This is a genomic window from Kribbella sp. CWNU-51, from assembly GCF_054073265.1.
The window spans coordinates 1-21447 of record NZ_JBSXMZ010000051.1 but is presented as its reverse complement, the minus strand read 5'-3'; the positions used below and the strand labels follow the sequence as shown (position 1 = coordinate 21447).

General features: G+C 67.6%; 20 protein-coding genes. 9 read left to right on the top strand and 11 right to left on the bottom strand.

Annotated elements, in window-relative coordinates; translation table 11 throughout:
- Positions 1-176: 176 nt before the first annotated feature.
- The 5 genes from ACXC9Q_RS37245 to ACXC9Q_RS37225 all read right to left on the bottom strand — a co-directional run bounded on the left by ACXC9Q_RS37245 (position 177) and on the right by ACXC9Q_RS37225 (position 6140).
- Entirely contained in the window at positions 177-971 is a 795-nt protein-coding gene (locus tag ACXC9Q_RS37245; protein WP_457061351.1) for a DUF2785 domain-containing protein, read from the bottom strand.
- A 193-nt stretch (positions 972-1164) separates the two neighbouring features.
- Entirely contained in the window at positions 1165-1929 is a 765-nt protein-coding gene (locus ACXC9Q_RS37240) for an ABC transporter permease (protein WP_457061350.1), read from the bottom strand.
- 1 nt (position 1930) lies between these two features.
- The gene (locus ACXC9Q_RS37235; protein ID WP_457061349.1) at positions 1931-2923 is read right to left on the bottom strand and encodes an ABC transporter ATP-binding protein; all 993 of its coding nucleotides are present in this window, start codon (positions 2921-2923) and stop codon (positions 1931-1933) included.
- 367 nt (positions 2924-3290) lie between these two features.
- Positions 3291-5597 (bottom strand): sodium-translocating pyrophosphatase, encoded by a 2307-nt coding sequence (locus ACXC9Q_RS37230; RefSeq protein WP_457061348.1) that lies wholly within the window; start codon positions 5595-5597, stop codon positions 3291-3293.
- Between the two features lie 213 nt (positions 5598-5810).
- Complete coding sequence (locus ACXC9Q_RS37225) at positions 5811-6140, bottom strand: STAS domain-containing protein (protein WP_457061347.1); 330 nt, start codon at positions 6138-6140, stop codon at positions 5811-5813.
- A gap of 190 nt (positions 6141-6330) precedes the next feature.
- Between ACXC9Q_RS37225 and ACXC9Q_RS37220 the strand changes: the two genes are divergently transcribed.
- The 9 genes from ACXC9Q_RS37220 (at position 6331) to ACXC9Q_RS37180 (ending at position 17040) form a co-directional block, all read left to right on the top strand.
- The gene (locus tag ACXC9Q_RS37220) at positions 6331-8640 is read left to right on the top strand and encodes a DEAD/DEAH box helicase (RefSeq protein ID WP_457061346.1); all 2310 of its coding nucleotides are present in this window, start codon (positions 6331-6333) and stop codon (positions 8638-8640) included.
- Positions 8641-8676: 36 nt separating this feature from the next.
- Entirely contained in the window at positions 8677-9087 is a 411-nt protein-coding gene (locus ACXC9Q_RS37215) for a hypothetical protein (RefSeq protein WP_457061345.1), read from the top strand.
- Between the two features lie 406 nt (positions 9088-9493).
- On the top strand, positions 9494-10261 hold the full coding sequence (locus tag ACXC9Q_RS37210) for a hypothetical protein (protein ID WP_457061344.1): 768 nt from the start codon (positions 9494-9496) through the stop codon (positions 10259-10261).
- Between the two features lie 583 nt (positions 10262-10844).
- A complete protein-coding gene (locus ACXC9Q_RS37205; RefSeq protein ID WP_457061343.1) occupies positions 10845-12272 on the top strand; it encodes an extracellular solute-binding protein in 1428 nt (475 codons plus the stop codon).
- Positions 12272-13213 carry a carbohydrate ABC transporter permease gene (locus ACXC9Q_RS37200; RefSeq protein ID WP_329483719.1) on the top strand — a complete coding sequence of 314 codons (942 nt, stop codon included), beginning with the start codon at positions 12272-12274 and terminating at the stop codon, positions 13211-13213. The genes ACXC9Q_RS37205 and ACXC9Q_RS37200 overlap by 1 nt, the downstream gene beginning before the upstream one ends.
- On the top strand, positions 13210-14052 hold the full coding sequence (locus tag ACXC9Q_RS37195) for a carbohydrate ABC transporter permease (RefSeq protein ID WP_328525408.1): 843 nt from the start codon (positions 13210-13212) through the stop codon (positions 14050-14052). The genes ACXC9Q_RS37200 and ACXC9Q_RS37195 overlap by 4 nt, the downstream gene beginning before the upstream one ends.
- A complete protein-coding gene (locus tag ACXC9Q_RS37190; protein ID WP_457061342.1) occupies positions 14052-15179 on the top strand; it encodes an ABC transporter ATP-binding protein in 1128 nt (375 codons plus the stop codon). Before ACXC9Q_RS37195 ends, ACXC9Q_RS37190 begins: the two co-directional genes overlap by 1 nt.
- 31 nt (positions 15180-15210) lie before the next feature.
- Positions 15211-16458 carry a CehA/McbA family metallohydrolase gene (locus ACXC9Q_RS37185; protein WP_457061341.1) on the top strand — a complete coding sequence of 416 codons (1248 nt, stop codon included), beginning with the start codon at positions 15211-15213 and terminating at the stop codon, positions 16456-16458.
- 177 nt (positions 16459-16635) lie between these two features.
- Entirely contained in the window at positions 16636-17040 is a 405-nt protein-coding gene (locus ACXC9Q_RS37180) for a hypothetical protein (RefSeq protein ID WP_457061340.1), read from the top strand.
- Positions 17041-17249: 209 nt separating this feature from the next.
- Here ACXC9Q_RS37180 and ACXC9Q_RS37175 read toward each other — a convergent pair whose 3' ends face one another.
- From ACXC9Q_RS37175 to ACXC9Q_RS37150, 6 genes are all read right to left on the bottom strand, one after another.
- On the bottom strand, positions 17250-17948 hold the full coding sequence (locus tag ACXC9Q_RS37175) for a response regulator (protein ID WP_457061339.1): 699 nt from the start codon (positions 17946-17948) through the stop codon (positions 17250-17252).
- 168 nt (positions 17949-18116) lie between these two features.
- Positions 18117-19514 (bottom strand): MFS transporter, encoded by a 1398-nt coding sequence (locus ACXC9Q_RS37170; RefSeq protein ID WP_457061338.1) that lies wholly within the window; start codon positions 19512-19514, stop codon positions 18117-18119.
- Between the two features lie 96 nt (positions 19515-19610).
- Complete coding sequence (locus tag ACXC9Q_RS37165) at positions 19611-20072, bottom strand: pilus assembly protein TadG-related protein (protein WP_457061337.1); 462 nt, start codon at positions 20070-20072, stop codon at positions 19611-19613.
- Complete coding sequence (locus tag ACXC9Q_RS37160) at positions 20069-20566, bottom strand: TadE family type IV pilus minor pilin (protein ID WP_457061336.1); 498 nt, start codon at positions 20564-20566, stop codon at positions 20069-20071. Before ACXC9Q_RS37160 ends, ACXC9Q_RS37165 begins: the two co-directional genes overlap by 4 nt.
- Positions 20567-20634: 68 nt before the next feature.
- Positions 20635-20853, bottom strand: coding sequence for a DUF4244 domain-containing protein (locus ACXC9Q_RS37155; RefSeq protein ID WP_457061335.1), 219 nt, complete (start codon positions 20851-20853; stop codon positions 20635-20637).
- 108 nt (positions 20854-20961) lie between these two features.
- Positions 20962-21447 (bottom strand): type II secretion system F family protein (locus ACXC9Q_RS37150; RefSeq protein ID WP_457061333.1); only part of this gene is annotated, 486 nt, incomplete at its 5' end.

The following is a 21447-nucleotide window of genomic DNA, read 5'->3' as shown; positions in this document are numbered from 1 at the left end:
GGGAGGGGTCCATGGTTCTGCCAGCACAGACCTTGTCACAGACGAGATCCCCGCAGCCACCGGAAACCACCTGTACACCGCCCTGGACCACGGCACGCCGTACCTCAGGGTCACTTCAGGGAAATCACAGCCGAAAGTAGGATGCGCCGACCCCCGGTGGTCTGTTGCCCTGTCTCTCAAAGGTAGTACGGCGTCACCATGCGGATAACCTCGGTCATCTTCGCCTTCACCTGATCCCGCTGTGGGATGTGGGCAACGTCCTGAGCACCGGGCAGCCGAAGACCATGGTCGACGAGCAGGTAGAGGGCTCGCAGAGTGCGAATGGTGTTGGTCACCTCAGGGGTGATGCCTTCCGCGGGCGGGGTCGCGAACGCCCGCAGCGCCGGGTCCAGCCACTCGGTGGCGTCCGAGTCGGTCAGGTCCGGGCGGGTCAGGGTCACGGCCAGGGCGTAGCCGAGGCGGTCGTCTTCCATGTCGCGCAGGACGTACGGCGTGGGCGTGAGCAGGCGGCCGATGCCGAGGCGGAGCATCTGGACCGGTTCGACCGCGGGGTGGAGTCCGAGGGTGCCGAGCAGGTCGGCGCCGTGCGCGACAGCGTGCAGCCAGCCGAGTTTGGCGTCGTGCCCGCGCAGGTCCTCCTCGGCGACGTACCAGCGCTCGTACGGCGGCACCCAGCTCGCCTCGAAGACACCGGCGGAGACGATCGCGTCCAGGATCAGTGGGGCGAAGGTCCGTGCCTGGATCTCGCTGTCGCCGAACCTCGGAACCATCTCGTCGCCCAATGCGCGCAACTGCTGGGTGGAGAGCACTCCACGGCCGATCCAGGTGGCGAGCACGGAGTACGCCTGCCGGTCCCGCAGCAGCGGATCCGGCGACCGCAGCATGCCGGTCAGCTCCGCGACCAGCTCCTCCACCGGACGATCACCCGGAACCGGGTAACCGTCATCTCGCACCTGCGCCCAGTCGGTCATGCGCGGCACGGTAGACGCTTCCCCAGGCCACCCGCCACCCCCTGCCCGGGGTACGGCGCCCTCCGCAGGGGAACGGCCCGTGGTACATCCGGTCTCCCGGATGATCCACGGGCCGCAGCGACCAGGACCCCTCAGCCCGGCCGGGCCCCACGCCCCGGCCAGGGCCCCTCAACCTCAGCCGGGGTGGTCTGCATCAGGCGTCGCGCTTGCTCGCCGTGAAGAGAGCGATCGTCATCAGTGCGGCCGCCCAGCCGGCGAAGTACAGCAGCGCCCACCACGGACTGAGCGCGAAGTTGCTGCCACCGGCGTCCGGTCCGGCGATGCCGAAGTCCTGGCCCTGGTTCAGGAACGAGCTGCCGTTCGCGAACGGCGCCCACCTGGCCAGGTCGTCGCCGACCTTGGGGATCAGGTTGACCAGGTTCTCGACCAGGAGCGGCCAGAGGATCAGGATCGCGATCGCGCCGGCGCTCTGCCGGATCAGGATGCCGACCGCCACCGCGATCACCGCGGAGATCGCGAACACCAGGCCCTGTCCGGCCAGCAGCCGCCACTCGGCGCCGGTGTTGATGGACAGGTCGGCGTTGCTCGCGAACAGGCTGCCGACGCCCCAGGCGCCGAACGACGCGATCAGGCCGACGACAGCCGCCAGGAACGCGACCACGGCGGTCTTGCCGAGCAGCAGCGCGGCGCGCTGCGGGACAGCCTGGAAGCTGGTCCGGATGGTGCCGAACCGGTACTCCGTGGTGACGGCCAGCGCGGCCATCACCATCATCACCATCTGGCTGAGCTGGGCGCCCGGCTGGGTGATGAAGATCGTCGCCTGCTGCTCGTCGGCGCCCTTGAGGAAGCCGGTGGTCAGCGCCGCGAAGCCGACCGTCAGGAAGGCCGCGATGACCATGCACCACCACGGCGAGCGGGTGGAGAAGAGCTTGATCCGCTCGACTGTGATCACCGACATGTCAGTTGTCCTCCTTCGGACCTGCGGCCACCTCGGTGGCGGTGGGCGCGTCCAGCTGGGTCACCGCAGCGATCTCGTCGTGCGCGTGGTACTCGACCGAGTCGCCGGTCATCTGCATGAAGGCCTGCTCCAGCGAGCCGCGCTGCAGGGTCAGCTCGTGCAGCACGATGCCGTGCGCGGCGGCTGCCTCACCGACCTGGTCGGTGGTCAGGTCGCCCTCGACGAACAGGACCTTGCCCTCGTTCTCGATGTCCTCGATCCGGGTGACCAGCTGCTGCTGGTGCAGTACGCCGGCCAACTGGTCGAGCTGCGGCGTCCGCACCTTGACCGTCGTACCGCTGGCGCGGTCGACGAACTCCTGGGTGGTGCTCTGCGCGATCAGCTTGCCGCGGCCGATGACGATCAGTTCCTCGGCGGTGAGCGCCATCTCGGACAGCAGGTGGCTGGACACCAGGATGGTCTTGCCCTCGTCGGCCAGCCGGTGCATGAAGGTGCGGATCCAGACGATGCCCTCCGGGTCGAGGCCGTTGACCGGCTCGTCGAAGAGCAGCACCTCCGGGTCGCCGAGCAGGGCGCCGGCGATGCCGAGCCGCTGCGACATACCCAGCGAATAGGCGCCGGCCCGCTTGCTGGCGACCGCGGTCAGGCCGACCATCTCCAGGACCTTGTCGACGGAGTCCTTCGGCAACTTGTTGGACGCGGCCATCCAGGCCAGGTGGGCCCGGGCGGACCGGTTCGGGTGCACCCACTTCGCGTCCAGCAGCGCGCCGACCTTGGTCAGCGGCCGGTGCAGGTCGCGGTAGCGCTGGCCGTCGATGGTGACCTCGCCGGCGGTGGGGGTGTCCAGGCCGAGGATCATCCGCATGGTGGTCGACTTGCCGGCCCCGTTCGGGCCGAGGAAGCCGGTCACCTTGCCGGGTTTCACCTCGAAAGACAGGTTGTCAACGGCAACGGTTGCGCCGTATCGCTTGGTGAGGCCCTTTGCCTCGATCATCGCCGTACTCCTCGTTCGGGTGGCGCGTCAGTTAGTCGTCGGGCGGTTCTGTGTCGCATTCAGTATCGAGGTCGGACGGGGCCAGATCATCGGACCCGGGGCGGATCCGGTGTGTCCACCCGTGGGTTGATTCTGCCGTCCGTCGGGAGACCGCTGCCATCGGTTAAAGCCCTGACCACAACCCCGACGATCCCCCATCAACCCAGTGGAGCGCATCAGCCGAAAGTCGACGGGCAGCGCTACTTCGGGCTGGTTGACCGCAACCGCCGGGGACTATCAGAAAGGCGGAACGGCCCGCCGGGTGATCCGGCGGGCCGTTCCGTTCGAGCTACATCGGTGTACGACGGGTTCCGCCGTACGACTGCGGTCAGGCGGCGGCGTTCACCTCGGCCGGGGTGTCGGAGATGACCGACTCACGGCGCTTGGAGACGATGACGGCCACGGCCAGGATCACCACCGCCGCCAGAGCGATCGCGATCCGCAGCGGGGTGTTGGTGTCCTCGCCGATCGTCGACATACCCACGACGGCCGGGGCGATCAGCAGCGAGACCAGGTTCATCACCTTGATCAGCGGGTTGATGGCCGGGCCGGCGGTGTCCTTGAACGGGTCGCCGACGGTGTCACCGATGACGGTGGCCTCGTGCGCGGGCGAACCCTTGCCGCCGTGGTTGCCGTCCTCGACCAGCTTCTTCGCGTTGTCCCAGGCACCACCGGAGTTGGCCAGGAAGACCGCCATCAGAGTGCCGGACGCGATCGCACCGGCCAGGTAACCGGCCAGCGCCGAGGCGCCGAGACCGAAGCCGACGGCGATCGGCGCGGTCAGCGCGAGCAGACCCGGAGTGGCCAGCTCACGCAGCGAGTCGCGGGTGCAGATGTCGACGACCTTGCCGTACTCCGGCTTGCCGGTGCCTTCCATGATCCCGGGGATGTCGCGGAACTGGCGACGTACCTCGTAGACCACCGCGCCCGCGGCGCGGCCGACGGCGTTGATGGCCAGGCCGGAGAACATGAACACCACCGCGGCACCGATGATGATGCCGACCAGGGTGGACGGGTCGAACACCAGCGCATCCGCGTTGAACGCCGCGTCGCCGGCATCGTTCAGCACCGCGTAGATCGAGTCCGTGTAGGAGCCGAACAGCGCGGTCGCGGCCAGTACCGCGGTCGCGATCGCGATGCCCTTGGTGATCGCCTTGGTGGTGTTGCCGACGGCGTCCAGCTCGGTCAGGATCTGGGCCGCCTCGCCGTCCACGTCACCGGACATCTCGGCGATGCCCTGCGCGTTGTCGGAGACCGGGCCGAAGGTATCCATCGCGACGATGACGCCGACCGTGGTGAGCAGGCCACAACCGGCCAGCGCGATCGCGAACAACGCGACGACACCCGAGCCACCGACCAGGAACGCGCCGTACACGGCGGCCGCGATCACCAGTGCGGTGTAGACGGCGGACTCGAAGCCGACCGAGATACCGGACAGGATGACCGTCGCGGCACCGGTCAGCGAGGTCTTGCCGACGTCCTTGACCGGCTTGTCCTCGGTGCCGGTGTAGTAACCGGTCAGGGACAGGATGATCGCGGCCAGCACGATGCCGATGATCACCGACACGGTGGCGATCACCCGAGGGTCGCCGTCGTGTGCGGCGATCACGTCGGTGGCTCCGGTCAGTTCCCTGAAGCTGCTCGGCAGATAGATGAACGCGGCCGCGGTGCACAGGACCGCGGAGATCAGCGCCGAGATGTAGAACGCGCGGTTGATCGTCCGCAGGCCGTTCTCGCCGGTGCGCGGGCGGGTCAGGAAGACACCGATGACCGCGGTGACGGCGCCGAGGGCCGGCACGATCAGCGGGAAGATCAGGCCCTGTTCGCCGAACGCGGCCTTACCCAGGATCAGCGAGGCCACCAGCATCACGGCGTACGACTCGAACAGGTCGGCGGCCATACCGGCGCAGTCACCCACGTTGTCGCCGACGTTGTCGGCGATGGTGGCGGCGTTGCGCGGGTCGTCCTCGGGGATGTTCTGCTCGACCTTGCCGACCAGGTCGGCGCCGACGTCGGCGGCCTTGGTGAAGATACCGCCGCCGACACGCATGAACATGGCGAGCAGGGCAGCGCCGAAGCCGAAGCCCTCGAGCACGGTCGGGGCGTCGCCCTTGAAGAGCAGCACGACGAGTGCGGCGCCGAACAGGCCGAAGCCCACGGTCATCATGCCGACACTGCCACCGGTGCGGAACGCGACCCGCATCGCCGGGTTGCGGCCCTCGTCCCGGGCCGCGGCGGCGACCCGGACGTTGGCGCGAGTCGCGAGCCACATGCCCATGTAACCGATCAGGGCGGAGAAGCCCGCACCGAGCAGGAAGAAGACGGACCGGAAGATCTTCAGCCAGGTCTCGTTGCCACTGTCACTGTGCGCGGGCAGCAGGAACAGCAACAGGAACGCGGCCACGGCGAAGACCGACAACGTCCGGAACTGCCGGTTCAGGTAGGCGGCCGCGCCTTCCTGGACCGCTGCGGCGATCGTTTTCATGTTCTCGGTGCCATCGTTCGCGGCAAGCACCTGGCCCCGGAAGACCATCGCAAGGGCGACCGCGAGGATCGCGATCACTCCAACGACGATCACCAGTGTGGTGTTGCTCGACGAAAGATCCACCGCTTGTGGTGCAAGCAGCGCGGACATCCGTCCTCCTTGTAGGCAACCCATCCAGGCTTGACGGCCCCCATCTGCCGCAACCGAAGGGTTGGGGAAATACGACACAGCACCAGGAACTGGCGCGGTGGGTCACTCTAACGGGTATCCGACCAGACCTGACGACAGGGTGGTCTATGCCATACCCGAGCGGCGGGACAACCAGTGACTCCTCGTGGTGGTGTGGATACCTTTTCGCTGTGGTCAGATCGCCGAATCGATGTCCGGGTGGATGTCGAAGACCTTGTTCAGGCCGGTGATCCGGAACAACTTCAGCAGCCGTTCACGGGTGCAGACAAGGGACAGCGAGCCGTCGTGGCTACGCACCCGTTTGAGTCCGCCGATGAGCGCACCCAGACCGGTGGAGTCCAGGAACTCCACGCGTTCCAGGTCGAGCACGAGGTCGTAGGAACCCTCGTCGACCAGCGCGGCGATCTTGTCGCCGAGCTGCGGCGCGGTCTCGACATCGATCTCACCCGTCGCCTCGATGACGGTCCGCCCGCCCTCGGCGCGCGCGGTCAGCGACAGACTCACTTCGGCCTCCGATCCGTGAACTGCTGCATTCAACCATGTACGGACCGTGAGAAGGGCCGTTGCCGAAAACTCTTTCATCTCGTCAGACCGAAGTCGATCTCCACCCCGAAAAAGCCGCGTGCATCTGTACTGTGCACCAGCCCGTGCACGTTGGGCTGCTGCTGTCCGTGGCCGGGACTAGGCTCACGGTATGCGTGCGGGTGGTGAGGCGGCGGCCGTACTCAAGCGTTTGGCGAACGGCCGTGACGATCGGCTCACCCATGTCGAGTCCGTGCCACCCCGGGTGGGGCAGACGTGTGCTTGGCCGCGCTGGGTTCCGGACGACGTGCTCGGACAGCTCGCCGACGCCGGGATCACCGCACCCTGGACGCATCAGGTCGCCACCGCGGAAGCGGCGTACTCCGGTCGGCACGTCGTGGTCGCAACCGGCACGGCGTCGGGAAAGTCCCTCGGTTATCTGCTGCCTTCGTTCGCGACATTGGGCATCGCGCAGGCCGCGTCACCACAGCGGCGGACGGCCTCGGTTCTGTACCTGTCCCCGACCAAAGCTCTGGCGCACGACCAGCTCCGCGCGGTCTCGTCGTACACAGTGCCCGGTCTGCGCGCCACGACGCTGGACGGCGACTCGGAGCGCACCGAACGCGACTGGGCCCGCGACCACGCGACGTACGTGCTCAGCAACCCGGACATGTTGCACCGCTCGGTCCTGCCGAACCACCAGCGCTGGGCGCGCTTCCTGGGCTGCCTGCAGTACGTCGTGGTCGACGAGTGTCACCACTATCGCGGCGTCTTCGGTGCGCATGTCGCCGGCGTACTGCGCCGATTGCGTCGGGTCTGCGCGCAGTACGGCGCCCATCCGATCTTCGTCTGCGCTTCGGCGACGGTGGCCGAGCCGGCGGTGTCCGGCGAGCGACTGACCGGTCTGCCGATGGTCGAGGTGGTGGAGGACGGCTCTCCCCGCGGCGGCATTTCTTTCGGCCTGTGGGAACCGCCGCTGACCTCATTGCGCGGTGAGAACGGCGCTCCGGTACGGCGTTCTGCCACGGCCGAAGTGGCCGACCTACTGACCGATCTGGTCGTGTCGGGCGTGCGGACTGTGGCGTTCGTGCGCTCTCGTCGTGGCGCGGAGACAGTCGCGATGACAGCCCGGGAGAACCTGGTCGAGGTGGATCCTGCGTTGTCAGAGCAGGTGTCGGCGTACCGGGCGGGCTATCTGCCCGAGGAGCGTCGGCGACTCGAGAGCATGCTGCAGAGTGGTGAGCTCACTGGGGTCGCGGCAACCAACGCTCTGGAGTTGGGCATCGACATCGCCGGACTGGACGCCGTACTGCTGTCAGGTTGGCCTGGCACCCGCGCGTCGTTATGGCAGCAGGCAGGGCGCGCCGGCCGAGCCGGTGGGGACGCTCTGGCCCTGCTGGTGGCCCGCGACGACCCGCTGGACACCTATCTGGTCCGCCATCCGGCCGCCATCTTCGGACGCCCGGTCGAGGCAACGGTCTTCAACCCGGAGAACCCGTATGTCCTGGGTCCGCAGCTGTGCGCCGCCGCGCAGGAGCTGCCACTCACCTCCGATGACTACGAGATCTTCGGCAGTACGACGCCATCCGTGATCGCGCAGCTCGTCCGGCAGGGTTTGCTCCGCGAACGACCGCACGGCTGGTTCTGGACGCGCCGTGAGCGGGCTGTGGACGCCATAGACATCCGATCGGCCGGTGGAAAGACAGTGCAGATCGTGGAGGACCAGACCGGTCGGCTGCTCGGCACTGTCGACGGCGGCTCCGCGCATGCCTCGGTCCACGAGGGCGCTGTCTATGTGCACGCAGGTGAGTCGTATCTGGTCAGGACTCTGGACCTCGAGGAGCACGCAGCCGTCGTCGAGCCGGCGTCGCCCGACTACACCACCTTCGCCCGGGACGTGACGGAGATCAGCATCCTGGCGACCGAAGCGACCTGCACCTGGGGTACGGCGGAGTTGTCGCGCGGCTGGGTCCAGGTGACAAGCCAAGTGATCTCGTACCAACGCAAGCTGATCGCGACTGGCGACGTACTCGATGAGCAGCCACTCGACCTGCCGGAGCGGACCCTGCGGACCAAGGCGGTCTGGTGGACCGTGCCCGACGCAGTTGTCGAGAGTCTCGGGCTGTCCGACGTGCCCGGGGCGGCGCACGCGGCCGAGCACGCGTCGATCGGCCTGCTCCCGCTGTTCGCCACCTGCGACCGCTGGGACATCGGTGGCGTCTCCACCGCCCGGCACGCCGACACCGGCAGCCTCACCGTCTTCGTGTACGACGGCCACCCGGGCGGAGCCGGATTCGCCGAACACGGGTACGCCGCGGCGCGCGAGTGGTTGACCGCGACACGCGAGGCGATTGCACACTGTGAATGCATGGACGGATGTCCGTCGTGCGTACAGTCGCCCAAGTGTGGGAACCAGAACAACCCACTCGACAAGAGCGGCGCGGTGGCGCTGCTCACCGCACTACTGAGCAGTGAGGCCTGAAGAGTCCGGCAGCCCCGGGCGGAGAGGCAGCTTGCCATGGTTGTTCTCGGAATTGTTCTGATCGCACTTGCCGTGTTGTTCGGGCTCGGAGTCTCGGTGTCGTCCACCTCCTCGACCAAGCTGGAAGTGTTCGGCGTCGACTTCGGTGTCGCCGTACCGACTGTGTTCTTCCTCGGCGTGGTGACCGGGCTGGCGCTGATGGCCGGCCTGTGGCTGACGAAGAAGGGACTCGGCCGCGGCTACCGCCGACGCAAGGAGATGCGCGAACTCCGCGCCCAGGCCGCCACTACACCGAGCGACACCGTCGGCGGCGAGATCACGGAAAGTGAGGCCGGTGCCGACCAGCCGGCAGCCCTCGAGACCGCCCGCGAGGCGCCGGCCGACGAACGTCTCGCGACCGAGCAGGAGCTCGCTCCGGACCCCGGCGACACCAAACAGCCGCACTGACAACTCTGTTGCCGAAGGCATCGACTAACGCAACGGCAACCCCGTTCATCGCCGGATTGCTGTAATATCTCGATCACCGCACAGCCTCCGCACGGCGGACCTGCAGCAGGGTTTCGATGCCTTGCGCAACGACTTTGCCCTGGCAGTTAGTTGCCATTGGCATCAAGTTCCGGGGTCGCGCCATAACCACCGCCGACCCGGCTGTGCCTTACTGGTTGTGGCGTCAACGTCGCGTTGAGTCACCATCGGCCTTCCGGGCCACACCGCCTCCTCACGGAGGATCGACCCGCAGTTCGCCCTTCGCGCAAGGGGCGTCCGTCGCGGTTCCCGGAACCCGGACCGGCTCACGCCGCGGGGTCCCGACGACCTGACGCGAGCTGAGATGGCACGACCTCTGGAGGTTGTCTTGATCATCCGTAAGGTATTGAGCCGCACCGGTGTGGCAGTGCTCGCGGTCAGCGTGGCCCTGGCCACGGCCGTACCGGCGCAGGCCGCGAACCCGGTCTCCGGCGGCTCGACCGCTCCGGGCGTCGAGGTGGGCGTGGCGAAACAGATCGCCACCCGCGCCGACACGCGGTACTGCCTCACCTTCGTCGCGGCCGCCAAGGTCCCGATGGCGGTCATGATGGCGTGTGCCCCGGGCAAGGAGGGCAAGACCCAGGAGTGGATCTACACCGAGTCCGGCCGGCTGCAGGTCGCCATGAGCAAGAGCGTCGGTGGCGCCCTTGCCAAGACCGGCGCCTGCCTGGACAGCGGCGCGGACCTGGCGAAGGTTCCGGCCTCCGCACCACTGCTGGTGCTGCCCTGCCGTAGCGGCGACGGCCAGAAGTGGACCTACGACGAGGACGCCGGCACGTTCGTGAACGCCGCCAGTGGTCTCGCCCTGACGTCTCTGCTCGGCAAGGGGAAGGCCAAGCAGGCACAACCGACCGGCAGCATGTCCACGGCCGGCACACCGATCCAGGGCTGGAGCGCACTACCGCTGCCGGGCCTGGACATCCTGGGTGCGGTCCTGGCACTCGTGAACGCATTACTGGCCTCGCTGGGTCTGGCCCTGCCGCTGCCGATCGCGAACGCGGCTGCCAGCCTGCTCCAACTGGTTCGTCCGCAGCTCCCGATTCCGGCACAGATGACGGTGCTGCCGAAGCAGATGATGCAGCTGGCGCAACGCTGATCCGCAGTGGATCCTCAGCCAGACAGAGGACAGCCGGCCCCGACGATGTCGGGGCCGGCTGTTTCGCACTCCTTCGCGATCGACGCTCCGTTCAGTTGTCCTGGTGATCTCGTTCGGGGGTGGAGCGGTGCTCCGGGATCCCCGCTGCTTGCGCGTCAGCGGGAGCCCGGTGGGATCGTCACCGGCCCACCAGCCCGGTCGCGGCCGTCACCAGCCGGCCAGGCGGGTCACCACCAGCACCAGTGGTGGCAATGCCTGAGCAGGTCGTCGAGAAGGCAGGCAACTCCGTGAAGCAGCCCCATGTCGCTCACCTCCGATCCACTGAACCGATCGGCAAGACCGTACCGCCGCTGATCACATTCTGTATCTACTCAACTACCTGTTGCCACACAACCTTGAGCATCCTTTAACTCTTCCGCAACGCGCGCCGCGGACTTCCAGGTTGACAGTTCGCGCTTGGTTGCCTACAGCCCCTGACAAACGTTCGTCCCAGGGTTGGGAAAAAGTCTTCACATAGTCGCCAAGGAGTGCCAATCTTTGACCGGCACTCTTGCTGGACCACTTTTCGCTAGGAGCCCCCCAGATGCGATCACTCACGCGGTTGACCACCGCAGGCGTCCTCGGCGCCGCGGCCCTTGCCCTGCTCACCGGCTGCCTCGGCTCGTCCGACGCCGGCAGCGGCGACCAGGACGCGAACCGGAATTCCGAAGCCAAGAAGGTCGAGCTGACGATCGGCTCGAACTCGGTCAAGGGCGGCAAGAGCAGCGCCGGCGCCACCTTCCTCGAGGACGTGCTGATCCCCAAGTTCGTCGCCGAGCAGAAGGGCAAGGGCGTCGACGTCACGGTCAAGTTCCAGGGTGACGGCTCCGACGACGAGGTCTACAAGCAGAAGCTGTCGCTCGACCTGTCGAACAAGTCCGGTCCGGACCTGTTCCAGATCGACGGCATCTGGGTCGGCGAGTTCGCTCAGGCCGGGTACATCAAGCCGCTCACCGACACCGTCGGCGACACGGCCAAGGTCGACGACTGGGACGGCTGGAAGCAGATCCCGGAGGCGGTGCAGCAGCTCGGCAGCTTCGAGGGCAAGCGGTACGGCGTTCCCGGTGGCACCGACGGCCGGGTGCTGTTCTTCAACAAGAAGCTGTTCCAGCAGGCCGGCCTCCCCGCCGACTGGCAGCCGAAGTCGTGGGACGACATCATCACCGCCGGCCAGGCGCTGAAGAAGCTGACCGGCGTCACCCCGATCCAGATCAACGCCGGGACAGCGATGGGCGAGGCGACCACGATGCAGGGCGTCCTGCCGCTCCTGGTCGGCACCGGCGCCACCGTGAACACCGACGGCAAGTGGCTGGGCGACACCCCGCAACTGCGCCAGGTGCTGGACTTCTACCACCAGATCTACAGCACCGGTCTCGGTGACCCCGTGCTTCAGCGCGAGGCCAAGGGCCGGGACAAGTCGTTCGCCGAGTTCGCCGCGAACAAGGTCGGCATCCTGCTGGAGAGCGACTACTTCTGGCGCAGTGTGGTGGAGCCGAAGGCGGGCGTCGCCAAGATGGCCGACCGCGACTCGGCCGTCGGCTACGCGCTGATCCCGGCCAGCAAGCCGGGCGGCGGCGTCAAGGGCCAGGACTTCGTCTCGATGTCCGGCGGCGGCGCGACCGTGATCAACCCGAACACCAAGTTCCCGCAGCAGGCCTGGGAGCTCCTCCAGTTCATGAACTCCGCGGACATGGTGAAGGCCTCCCTGGACGGCGCCGCCAAGATCACCCAGCGCAACGACGTCAACAGCGAGGTGCTCGCCGGCGACCCGATGCTGAACTTCGTCGCCACCAAGGTCCTGCCGATCACACAGTTCCGGCCCGGACTGGCGGAGTACCCGAAGATCTCGGCCGCGCTGCAGCAGTCGACCGCTGACGTGGTCGGCGGCAAGACGACCGACGCGGCGGCGACGGCGTACCAGAAGGCCGTCGAGACCGCGGCCGGCAGCAAGGACAAGGTCACCAGCAACTGATGACTTCCGCTTCCGCACCCGTGCCGGGCGATCCGGTCCGGGAACGCGGTCCGGCAGCCCGCCGGGGCCCCGCTCGTGATGTGGCGGGGCTCGGCGTCGGCCGGGCCTTCGGCTTCGTCGCTCCGGCCCTGCTGCTGGTCGGCGCGTTCCTGGTCTTCCCGGCGGTCTGGACCATCTACATCGGGCTCACCAACTACCGGCTGACCGGTGTCGAGGCCGTGTCGCCGTCGATGGTCGGGCTGTCCAACTACACCAAGGCGCTCAACGACGCGCTCTTCCACAACGCCTTGTGGCTGACGATGTTGTTCGTCCTCGGCTCCGCGATCATCGGCCAGAACATCCTCGGCTTCACGCTGGCCTGGGTGATGCGCCGTACCCGGCCGGCCGTTCGCCGTACCGTCGAGGCCTTCGTGCTGCTGGCCTGGATCCTGCCGTCGACGGTGGTCGCGTACCTGTGGGTCGCGTTCTTCGACCGCGACGGCGGCACGCTCAACAGCGTCCTCGGTACGCCGGGGACCGCGTGGCTGATCGACTACCCGATGGCGTGTCTGGTGTTCTTCAACACCTGGCGCGGTACGGCGTTCTCGATGATGCTCTACTCGTCCGCGCTGCAGGCGGTCCCGCCGTCGCAACTGGAGTCGGCGCGGATGGTCGGTGCATCCGGCTGGCAGACGCTGCGGGACGTGGTGTTCCCGCACATTCGCGGGCATGTGCTGACGAACACGCTGCTGATCTCGCTCTGGACGGCCAACGACTTCTCACCGTTCCTGCTCACCAAGGGCGGGCCGAACCACGAGTCCGAGACGGTGCCGGTCTACATCTACAACGTGGCCCTGCAGGGCGGCGAGCTCGGGTACTCCTCGGCCATCTCGTTCCTGCTGCTGATCGCGAACCTGCTGGTCTCGCTCATCTACCTCCGACTGTTGAGGAGGCGCTCGTGAGTACGCGTGCCGCGGCGGTCACGCCGGCGTTCGTCGTACGGCGGATCGGCTTCTACGTGCTGATCTGCGCGATCACGCTGTTCTTCGCCGTACCCATGCTGTGGATCGCGTCGGCGCCGTTCGACAAGAACCCCGGTCTCGGCGTGCGCTGGCCGGACTGGACCCTGGAGAACGTCCGCAAGACGCTCGACCATCCGTACGCGATGCACTCGATGGTCAACTCGCTGCTGATCTGCGTGACGACGGCGGTGGCGGTGACCGCCTTCGCCGCACTGGCCAGCTATGCGTTGTCGCGCGTACGTCTCCCCGGCCGGGACGCGTTGCTGTACGGGCTGTTGCTGCTGTCCTCGGTCGTCACCGGGACCGCCGCGATGGTGCCGATCTTCGTGATGATGTTCCAGCTCGGGCTGATCGACTCCCGGTTCGGCGTCGCGCTGGTGATGACCGGCGGGCTGTTGCCGGCGGCAATCTTCATCCTGAAGGACTTCGTCGACGCGGTTCCGAAGTCCTACGAGGAGTCGGCCCGCGTGTTCGGCGCGTCCACGGGTCAGATCCTGCGGGACGTCGTACTGCCGGTGGCGCGGCCCGGCCTGGCCACCATCATGGTCTGGGCGTTCGTGAACTCCTGGGGCAACTTCCTGGTGCCCTTCCTGCTCATCCGGTCGATCGACAAGCAGCCCGGTGCGGTGCTGATGCAGACCCTCACCGACGAAGGCGGCAGCGTGAACCTGCAGGTGCTGCCGGTCTTCTCGCTGCTGTTCTCGATCCCGGTCGTCGTGCTGTACCTGCTGGTGAACTCGCGGTATGGGTTCCGCTTCCATGGAGGGATCAAGAGCTGATGGCGGGCATCGACATCGAAGGCCTGGCGACCGTCTACCCCAACGGCGTGCGCGCCGTCGACGGGCTGGATCTGCACGTGGCCCACGGCGAGTTCTTCGCGTTGCTCGGCCCGTCCGGCTGCGGCAAGACCACGCTGCTACAGACGATCGCCGGACTGGAGGCCGCGACCGAGGGCACGGTCCGGATCGACTCGGCCGACGTGACCCGGACCGAGCCAGGCAAGCGCGGCGTGGCGATGGTCTTCCAGGACTACGCGCTCTTCCCGCACATGAACGTGGCGGAGAACATCACCTACCCCCTGAAGGTACGACGGGTCGCGGTGGCTACTCGTACGGCGACAGCGGAGCGGACCGCTGGTGAGCTGTCGCTACAAGGACTGCTGGAGCGCAAGCCCGGCCAGCTGTCGGGCGGCCAGCAGCAGCGGGTCGCACTGGCTCGAGCTATCGCCTCCCGAGGCAAGGTGCTGCTCTTGGACGAGCCGCTGTCGAACCTCGACGCTCGGCTGCGGCTGGAAGCGCGCACCTTCCTCAAGAAGCTGCAGCGCGATCTGGGCATCACGACGGTCTTCGTCACCCACGACCAGGCCGAGGCGCTCGCGCTGGCCGACCGGATCGCGGTGATGGAGTCCGGCAAGCTGCGGCAACTCGGTTCGCCGCGCGAGGTCTTCGCCCGTCCGGCCAACACCTTCGTCGCCAACTTCATCGGCTCCACCCCGATGAACCTCCTCCCCGGCAAGGTCGCAGCAGGTTCCTCAGGCACCAACGGCTCGTCCGCCGCCGAGGGCTCGGTCACGGTCGCCGGCGGCTCGTTGCCCGCGACAACTTTCTCGGCCCCCGCCGGCGCGCAGGTGACCGTGGGCATCCGCCCCGAGTACCTCACCCTCGCGACGGGCGACGTCACCGGCCCGGTCCTGCGCGGCACAGTCGTCGTAGCCGAGAACCTGGGCACCCAGTCCCTGGTCAGCGTCGACTGCGACGGCACCTTGGTCGGCGTGACCGTCCCGGAGGAAGACGAGCCGTCCCCCGGCGCAACCGTCGTCCTCACCGCCCCGGCCTCCCGAGTCCTCCTCTACGACCAGGAGTCCGGCGACCTCCTAGCCCGCCAACCAGCGCCCGTACCCTCATGACCCACAACCTTCCGACGGTTACGGTCGACTGATGGCTGTCACGTCGTACCGCCGCGTCTGGACCCTCGACGACCGCGCCGAGTCGGTCTACCACTCGTTGCCCGTCGACATCCCGGCCGGTTGCCCGGGCCTACTCGTCACGCTCACCGTCCCGCCGATCGAGGGCGCGGTCATCGACATCGGCTGCGAAGGTGCGGCCGGTTGGCGTGGTTGGTCCGGCGGCGCGCGTCAGACGTTCGCCATCACACCGTCTGCGGCGACGCCCGGCTACGTCCCCGGCGAACTCGAGCCCGGCACCTGGTGGGTCGTCCTCGGCCTCCATCGCATCCCGGTCGAAGGCGTCGAACTCATCGTCGAAGCCGTGACCGGTCCCGTCGACACCGTGCCAGGCCTCGCGGAGTACGCCGACGCCGACGCGGCGATCGCCGTACCCGCAAGACCGCCACGACGGTCCCTGCCCGCAGCGCCAGGGCTGAAGTGGGTCGCGGGCGACTTCCACGCGCACTCCCTGCACTCCGACGGCTCGACCCCGATCGCGAACCTCGCCGCCCTCGGCGTCACCGCCGGCCTGGACGTGCTGGCGGTCACCGATCACAACACCGTCGCGCATCACCTCGAACTGCCGTCGCTCAGCAAACGCTTCGGTATCGGCCTGATCCCCGGCCAGGAGGTGACAACCGACACCGGCCACGCGAATGCCTTCGGCGACATCGGCGTCATCGACTTCCGTCAGCCCGCCGCCACCTGGGTCTCCGAAGTCGCGCGCCGCGGCGGCCTCCTCTCGATCAACCACCCACTGGGCGGCGACTGCTCTTGGCGCCACCCACTCCCGGAACACCCACCACTCGCCGAAATCTGGCACTCGTCCTGGCTGGACCACACCTGGGGCGGACCCATCGCCTGGTGGCAGGCGTGGGGCCTGGAGGGCACAACGCCAATTGGCGGCAGCGACTGGCACAACCCAACCTCACTCACCCCACCCGGCGCCCCAACCACCTGGATAGCCGTAGACGCCGCAGCCGAAGGCCCTGACGAGTTGTCGCTCGCGGTCCTAGCCGGCCTAGCCGCCGGCCGCACAGCCCTCTCCTGGTCCTACACCGCCCCAGTCCTAGTCCGCACCGACAGCGAACTGGTCGCCCTGGACGCCCCCAACACCCTCGTCATCTCCCCCAACGGCACCCGCCACCCCATCCGCACCCCCCACCAATCCATCCCAGCCACGCCGGGCCCCCACCTCCTCGTAACCCACACCGGCCAATTCCTCTCCACCTGCGCCTAACCCCACCCACCTACGCCTGACCCCACACCTCCGCCTGCGCCGTCCGTGCCTCCACCCGAGCCCGCCCAAGACCTGACCTCAGCCCGAGCTGTCCGAGGCCGTGCCTCCTCCTGAGACCGCCCGAGGCCGGACCTCAGCCTGTGACCGTTTGGGACGGCGGAGGGGCAGACTGAGCTGATGACAACCGGACGCCCTCAGGTGATCGTCGTCGACGCCGCGAACGTGATCGGCTCCCGCCCCGACGGCTGGTGGCGCGACCGCCCCGGCGCAGCCCGCCGCCTCCTGACGAAACTCGCCATACTCCAGCACCACCTCGAGGACACCGACATCATCGTGATCCTCGAAGGCGCCGCCCGAGCCGCCGTCTCCGGCCCCGACGCCCCCGACACCAGCGGCTTGAGCGTCGTCCTCGCCCCCGGTTCCGGCGACGACACCATCGCAGCCATCACCGCCGAGTCCGCCGCTCAACCGCACACCCCGGAAGTCACCGTAGTGACCGCCGACCGGGGCCTCCGCCAACGCATCGAACCCACCGGCGCCACCCCAGTAGGCACCCGCTGGCTCCTAGACCAACTCGACTAACGCAGGTCGTGAAGCCATGACCATCGCAATCCAGAACGTCGTCTTCGCCTCAATCAGCTGCCGGCGAAGCGGAAGGTGGCGGCATGCCGTGGTCGGCGGCCTCGATCGGGGCTTTGCTCGGGCCGTCGCCCGGCGCCACTCGCTCCAGCTGCCTCGTGTGCATTACCCCGGCCGCCTAGTGACCCTCGGATCAACTGTGCACGGGTGGGTCAGTCGAGGAGCCAGCCGTTGTGTTCGGCTATCTGGATGGCGTCGGAGCGGGTGCGGGCGCCGGTCTTTCCGATGGCCGACCAGAGTCGGGTACGCACGACGCGCTCAGAGACGTCGAGCTTTCGTGCCATCAAGGCCACCGAACCGCCCTCGCGGGCTGCCCGGAGCGTGTCGGTCTCGTCTTCGTTGAGCGGGGTCTCGGAGTACCTGAGTGTCTCGGCCGCCAGGTTTGCGTCGACCACGCGAAGGCCGAGGTGCACCCGTCGTACCGCATCTGCCAACTGCGGAGCCGGACTTCCCTTCAGTGCGAAACCCTTCGCGCCGGCATCGAGACCACGTCGCAGGTGCACCGGGCGCCCGTACGTCGTCAGCATGACGACCCGGCATTCCGGCATCGACGTACGCAACCTGGTGGTCACGGTGATGCTGTCGTTCCCCGGGCCGGCGGCGTCGAGCAGCGCGACGTTCGCACGATGCCGTTTCGCGGCACTCACCACGTCGTCGCTTCGGTTGAGCTCGGCAACGATCTCCAGATCGCGCTCACGCTCCAAACCGCTGCGCAGCAAGCCGCGGCTGAGGATCTGGTCATCGACCAGCAGCAGCCGGATCCGGTCGGGCAAACGGACCTCCGAGGTAACCGTCCGGGCGCCGGGGAAGTACGTCCGGGAGGGATGAGCAGGGACTCGGTTCCAGATCATGAAGCCCGGTCCTACGCCCCGTCCACATCAACGCGGCATCTCTACCAGATTGCGACCAGATCGCGACCCCACCAGAACCACCCCAACCCACCACATCCCCACAAGCTCCGACCACGCAGCTTCGGCCAAGTGGTTCGGCGGTGGCTGGTGCGATCCACGGGGTGAGGTTCATGGGACGGCCGGGGTGGGTTGGGTGGAGTGGTGGGTGGGGACGGGGTGGGGCAGGCGGGGGCGGAGGTTGAGGTAGACGAGCAGGGCGGTGGCGAGGATCAGGGTTGCGGCCACGGAGAGGGCCAGGTGCATTCCGGTCAGTTGTGTGGCCTGCGTGGCGGCGATCGCGCTGAGGACCGGTGTGCCGACAGTGCAGGCCACCTCTTGAGTCATTGAGGTCAGGCCGGTCGCCAGACCCTGCTCGCTGTCAGCGACCCCCGACGTACCGATCACCGAGTACGCAACCATCGCGGCGACGTGACCGAAGAAGCCGATGAACAGCGCGGGGACGAGGATCACCAACGCGATCCGATGAGCGCCCAGGAATACCAGCGGCAGCGTCGCGATCCCTTGGAGGGTCATGCTCACGGCCACGACCCGCCGACCCCCGAAGCGTCCGATGATTCGCCCGGCCAGGACTCCCGCTGCCACAGACGCCACGCCTGGCACACCGAAGACGATGCCGGTCGTCAACGGTGAGAGCTTCAGCGTCTGCTGCAGGTACAGCGTCGTCAGGAAGATCATCCCGGTCACCATGGAACACGTCACCAACCCGGCCACGTTGCCCCACGTCACCGATGGCCGCTTGAGGATCCGCAGTGGCACGAGCGGCGCCGACGTACGCAGCTCGATCACGGCGAACGCAGCCAGCAGCAGTACGCCGACAACCGCAGATCGAACGCTCCCCTCGATCACCGCATAGACCACGGCCATCAGCCCGCCGGTTACGGTCACCGCTCCGGCCACATCCAGCTTCGCCCGAACTGCAACCGAGCTCTCCTTGACCACAAACGGGCCGAGCACCAGCACGGCCACCGCAGCCGGAACGTTGATGAAGAACGCCGCCCGCCAGCCAAACAGGCTGACAAGGGTTCCGCCCACCAACGCTCCCACGGCGAACCCGGCCGACCCCAGAGCACCTCTGAGCCCGAGGACCCGCTCGCGCCGCGCACCCTCGGCAAAAGTCGTCGTGAGCAGCGACAGCGCGGCGGGTAACGCCATCGCGGTAGCGAGCCCCTGCAACGCCCTCGCGGTCAGAAGCACCTCGGCACTACCTGCGAAACCGCCGAGCAACGATGCTCCAGCCAGCAGGACCATGCCGGCCAGGAAGAACCTGCGCCGACCGTACAGATCGCCCAGCCGGCCGAACAGGAGCGTGAAGCCAGCCGCCGGCAACGCGAACGCCGACGAGATCCACGGCAACCCCTCGGGCCCCAGTCCGACGCCTGCCCCAGCCTCGGGCAACGCCACATTCAGGATCGAGAAGTCGACCGACAGCATGAACCCGGCACCCAGCAGGACCAGCAAAACCACCTGTTCCCGAAGGCTGAACCGCACCCGAACCTCGCCAGCCATCACAACCTCCGACTATTTAGCAACTGATTGGTTGCTACTCTATAGCAACTGATCGGTTGCGTCAAAAGTTGGGAGTCCAGCGTCGATGGCGCCAGGTCAGAGGGGGCCGGCTCGCGCAGTAGTAGTCAGGGTCGGGTGGGTAAAGGGCAGGCGCAGGTCGAGGGATACCTGGATGGTTACTGAGGTGGGCGTGGGGTGGCAGGCGACTAGATCGACCTTGTGGAGCCCAGCTATTCGGGCCGCGATGGCGCAGGGAGTCGTGCGGTTCAGCGCGGTGGAGTTCGAGGTGGTCAGGTCTGGGCCGGGCGGGTCTGACGCCGTGCGCGCTCCGGTGATGCCGAGGGTTGTTGCGCCTGAGGCCGTCCTACTCGCGTCAGTGGCGGCTGGATTGGCTAGGGATTGGGCGGCGCTCAAGGCCGTTAGGTCTGCTGCGGTCGCCAGTTTGTGGCGGGCCGTGGAGATTGTGGACCAGAGGGTGGCGGCAGCTAGGGCTGTTAGGAGGAGCACGGCGGCGAAGAGGGAGTGGAGGGTGGCGCTGCCTTTCTCGTTGTCGGTCATGGGGATTCTTCCTGGCTGGGTTCGGACTCGAGGGTGGCGTGCGCGGTGAGGTGGGTGGGGGCCAGGGCTGAGAGGAGTGGGGGGTTGTGGGTTGGGGTGGCTGTGACTGTTACGTGGATGTCGGTGCCTTCGCGGGAGATGGTGATGGTGCCGGTCGGGATGGTGCGGTGGCCGATGGCTTTGGCTTGGTCGGGAGGTTCGCCTCGGGCTACTGCGCGGGCTACGTCTCGGGCGGCGTCGATGCATTGGATGTTGAGGATGACCAGGCCGATCGACCAGACGCCTAAGAGGAGAAGGGAAAGCAGGACTGGGAGTGTGATCGCGAGCTCAGCGGTGACGGCACCACGCTCGGACGGTTCAGGTTGCCTGGCGGGAAGGTTGCGGTCGGGTGAGTTGGCCTGCGCGGTGGGATCGCTGTGGTCGGTTGGGTTGGGTCGGGCTGTGGGGACCAGGTGGTTCGGGGTGGCGGGGGCTGGGGTTCTGGTGGAGGGCATCTGGGCTCCTTGGGGCGGCCGGTCGGGTTGAGGGGTGGACTCGACCGGCCGCCTTGTGGGTAGGCGAGTTAGAGCTGGACGCCTTCTACGCCGGCCAGTTTGAGGGCGTAGTTGATGAGCGCCTTGAGGGCGTTGACCATCACGTCGGACTTGAGGAGTGCGACGAGGATCCCGCCGAAGCCGCAGGCTGCTACGACGCTGACGGCGTACTCGGCGGTGGCGGCGCCGCGCTGGGTGCGGGCGCGGGTGTGGAGATGGTTGCGGACGGCTACTAGTGCCTTGGACATCTGATACCTCCGGGGATGCGAAGCGGCTTGTCCGAATCGCTTACTGACAACATGCCGTTGCCGGATGGCCTTTTTTTGAAGGAGTTTCGGGGCTGTGGATGACGAGCTTCAGGGGTTGAGCAGGTACGGGACGAGGGCGTCGGCGATGGTGGGGACGATGGAGAGAAGGACGAAGGCCGGCAGGAAGCAGAGGCCGAGCGGGAGGGCGGAGCGGGACTCTGCGGCGCGGGCTCGTTGGTCGGCTGCGTGATGGTGCGTTCGGCGGGTGTCGTCGGCTAGGTGTTCGAGAGTCTTTGAGAGCGGTGCGCCTGAGCGGATTGAGCGGTCTATCGCTCGGGCGACGGATGAACAGGCAGGTTCGGAACGCAGGTGGGACCACGCGTCGGCTGGATCTGCGCCTAGGGCGAGGTGGTGGGCGACCTTGGTGAAGAGGTCGGCTAGTGGGCCGGGGACGGCGGTTGCGACGAGGCTGAGGGCTTGTTGGGGTGGACGGCCTGCGCGGAGGCAGGCGGTGAGGAGGTCTACGGCTAGCCCGCCGTTTTCATGGCGGTTGGTGGTGAGGCTGTGTTGGTGAACTGAAAGGTGCTCCTGACC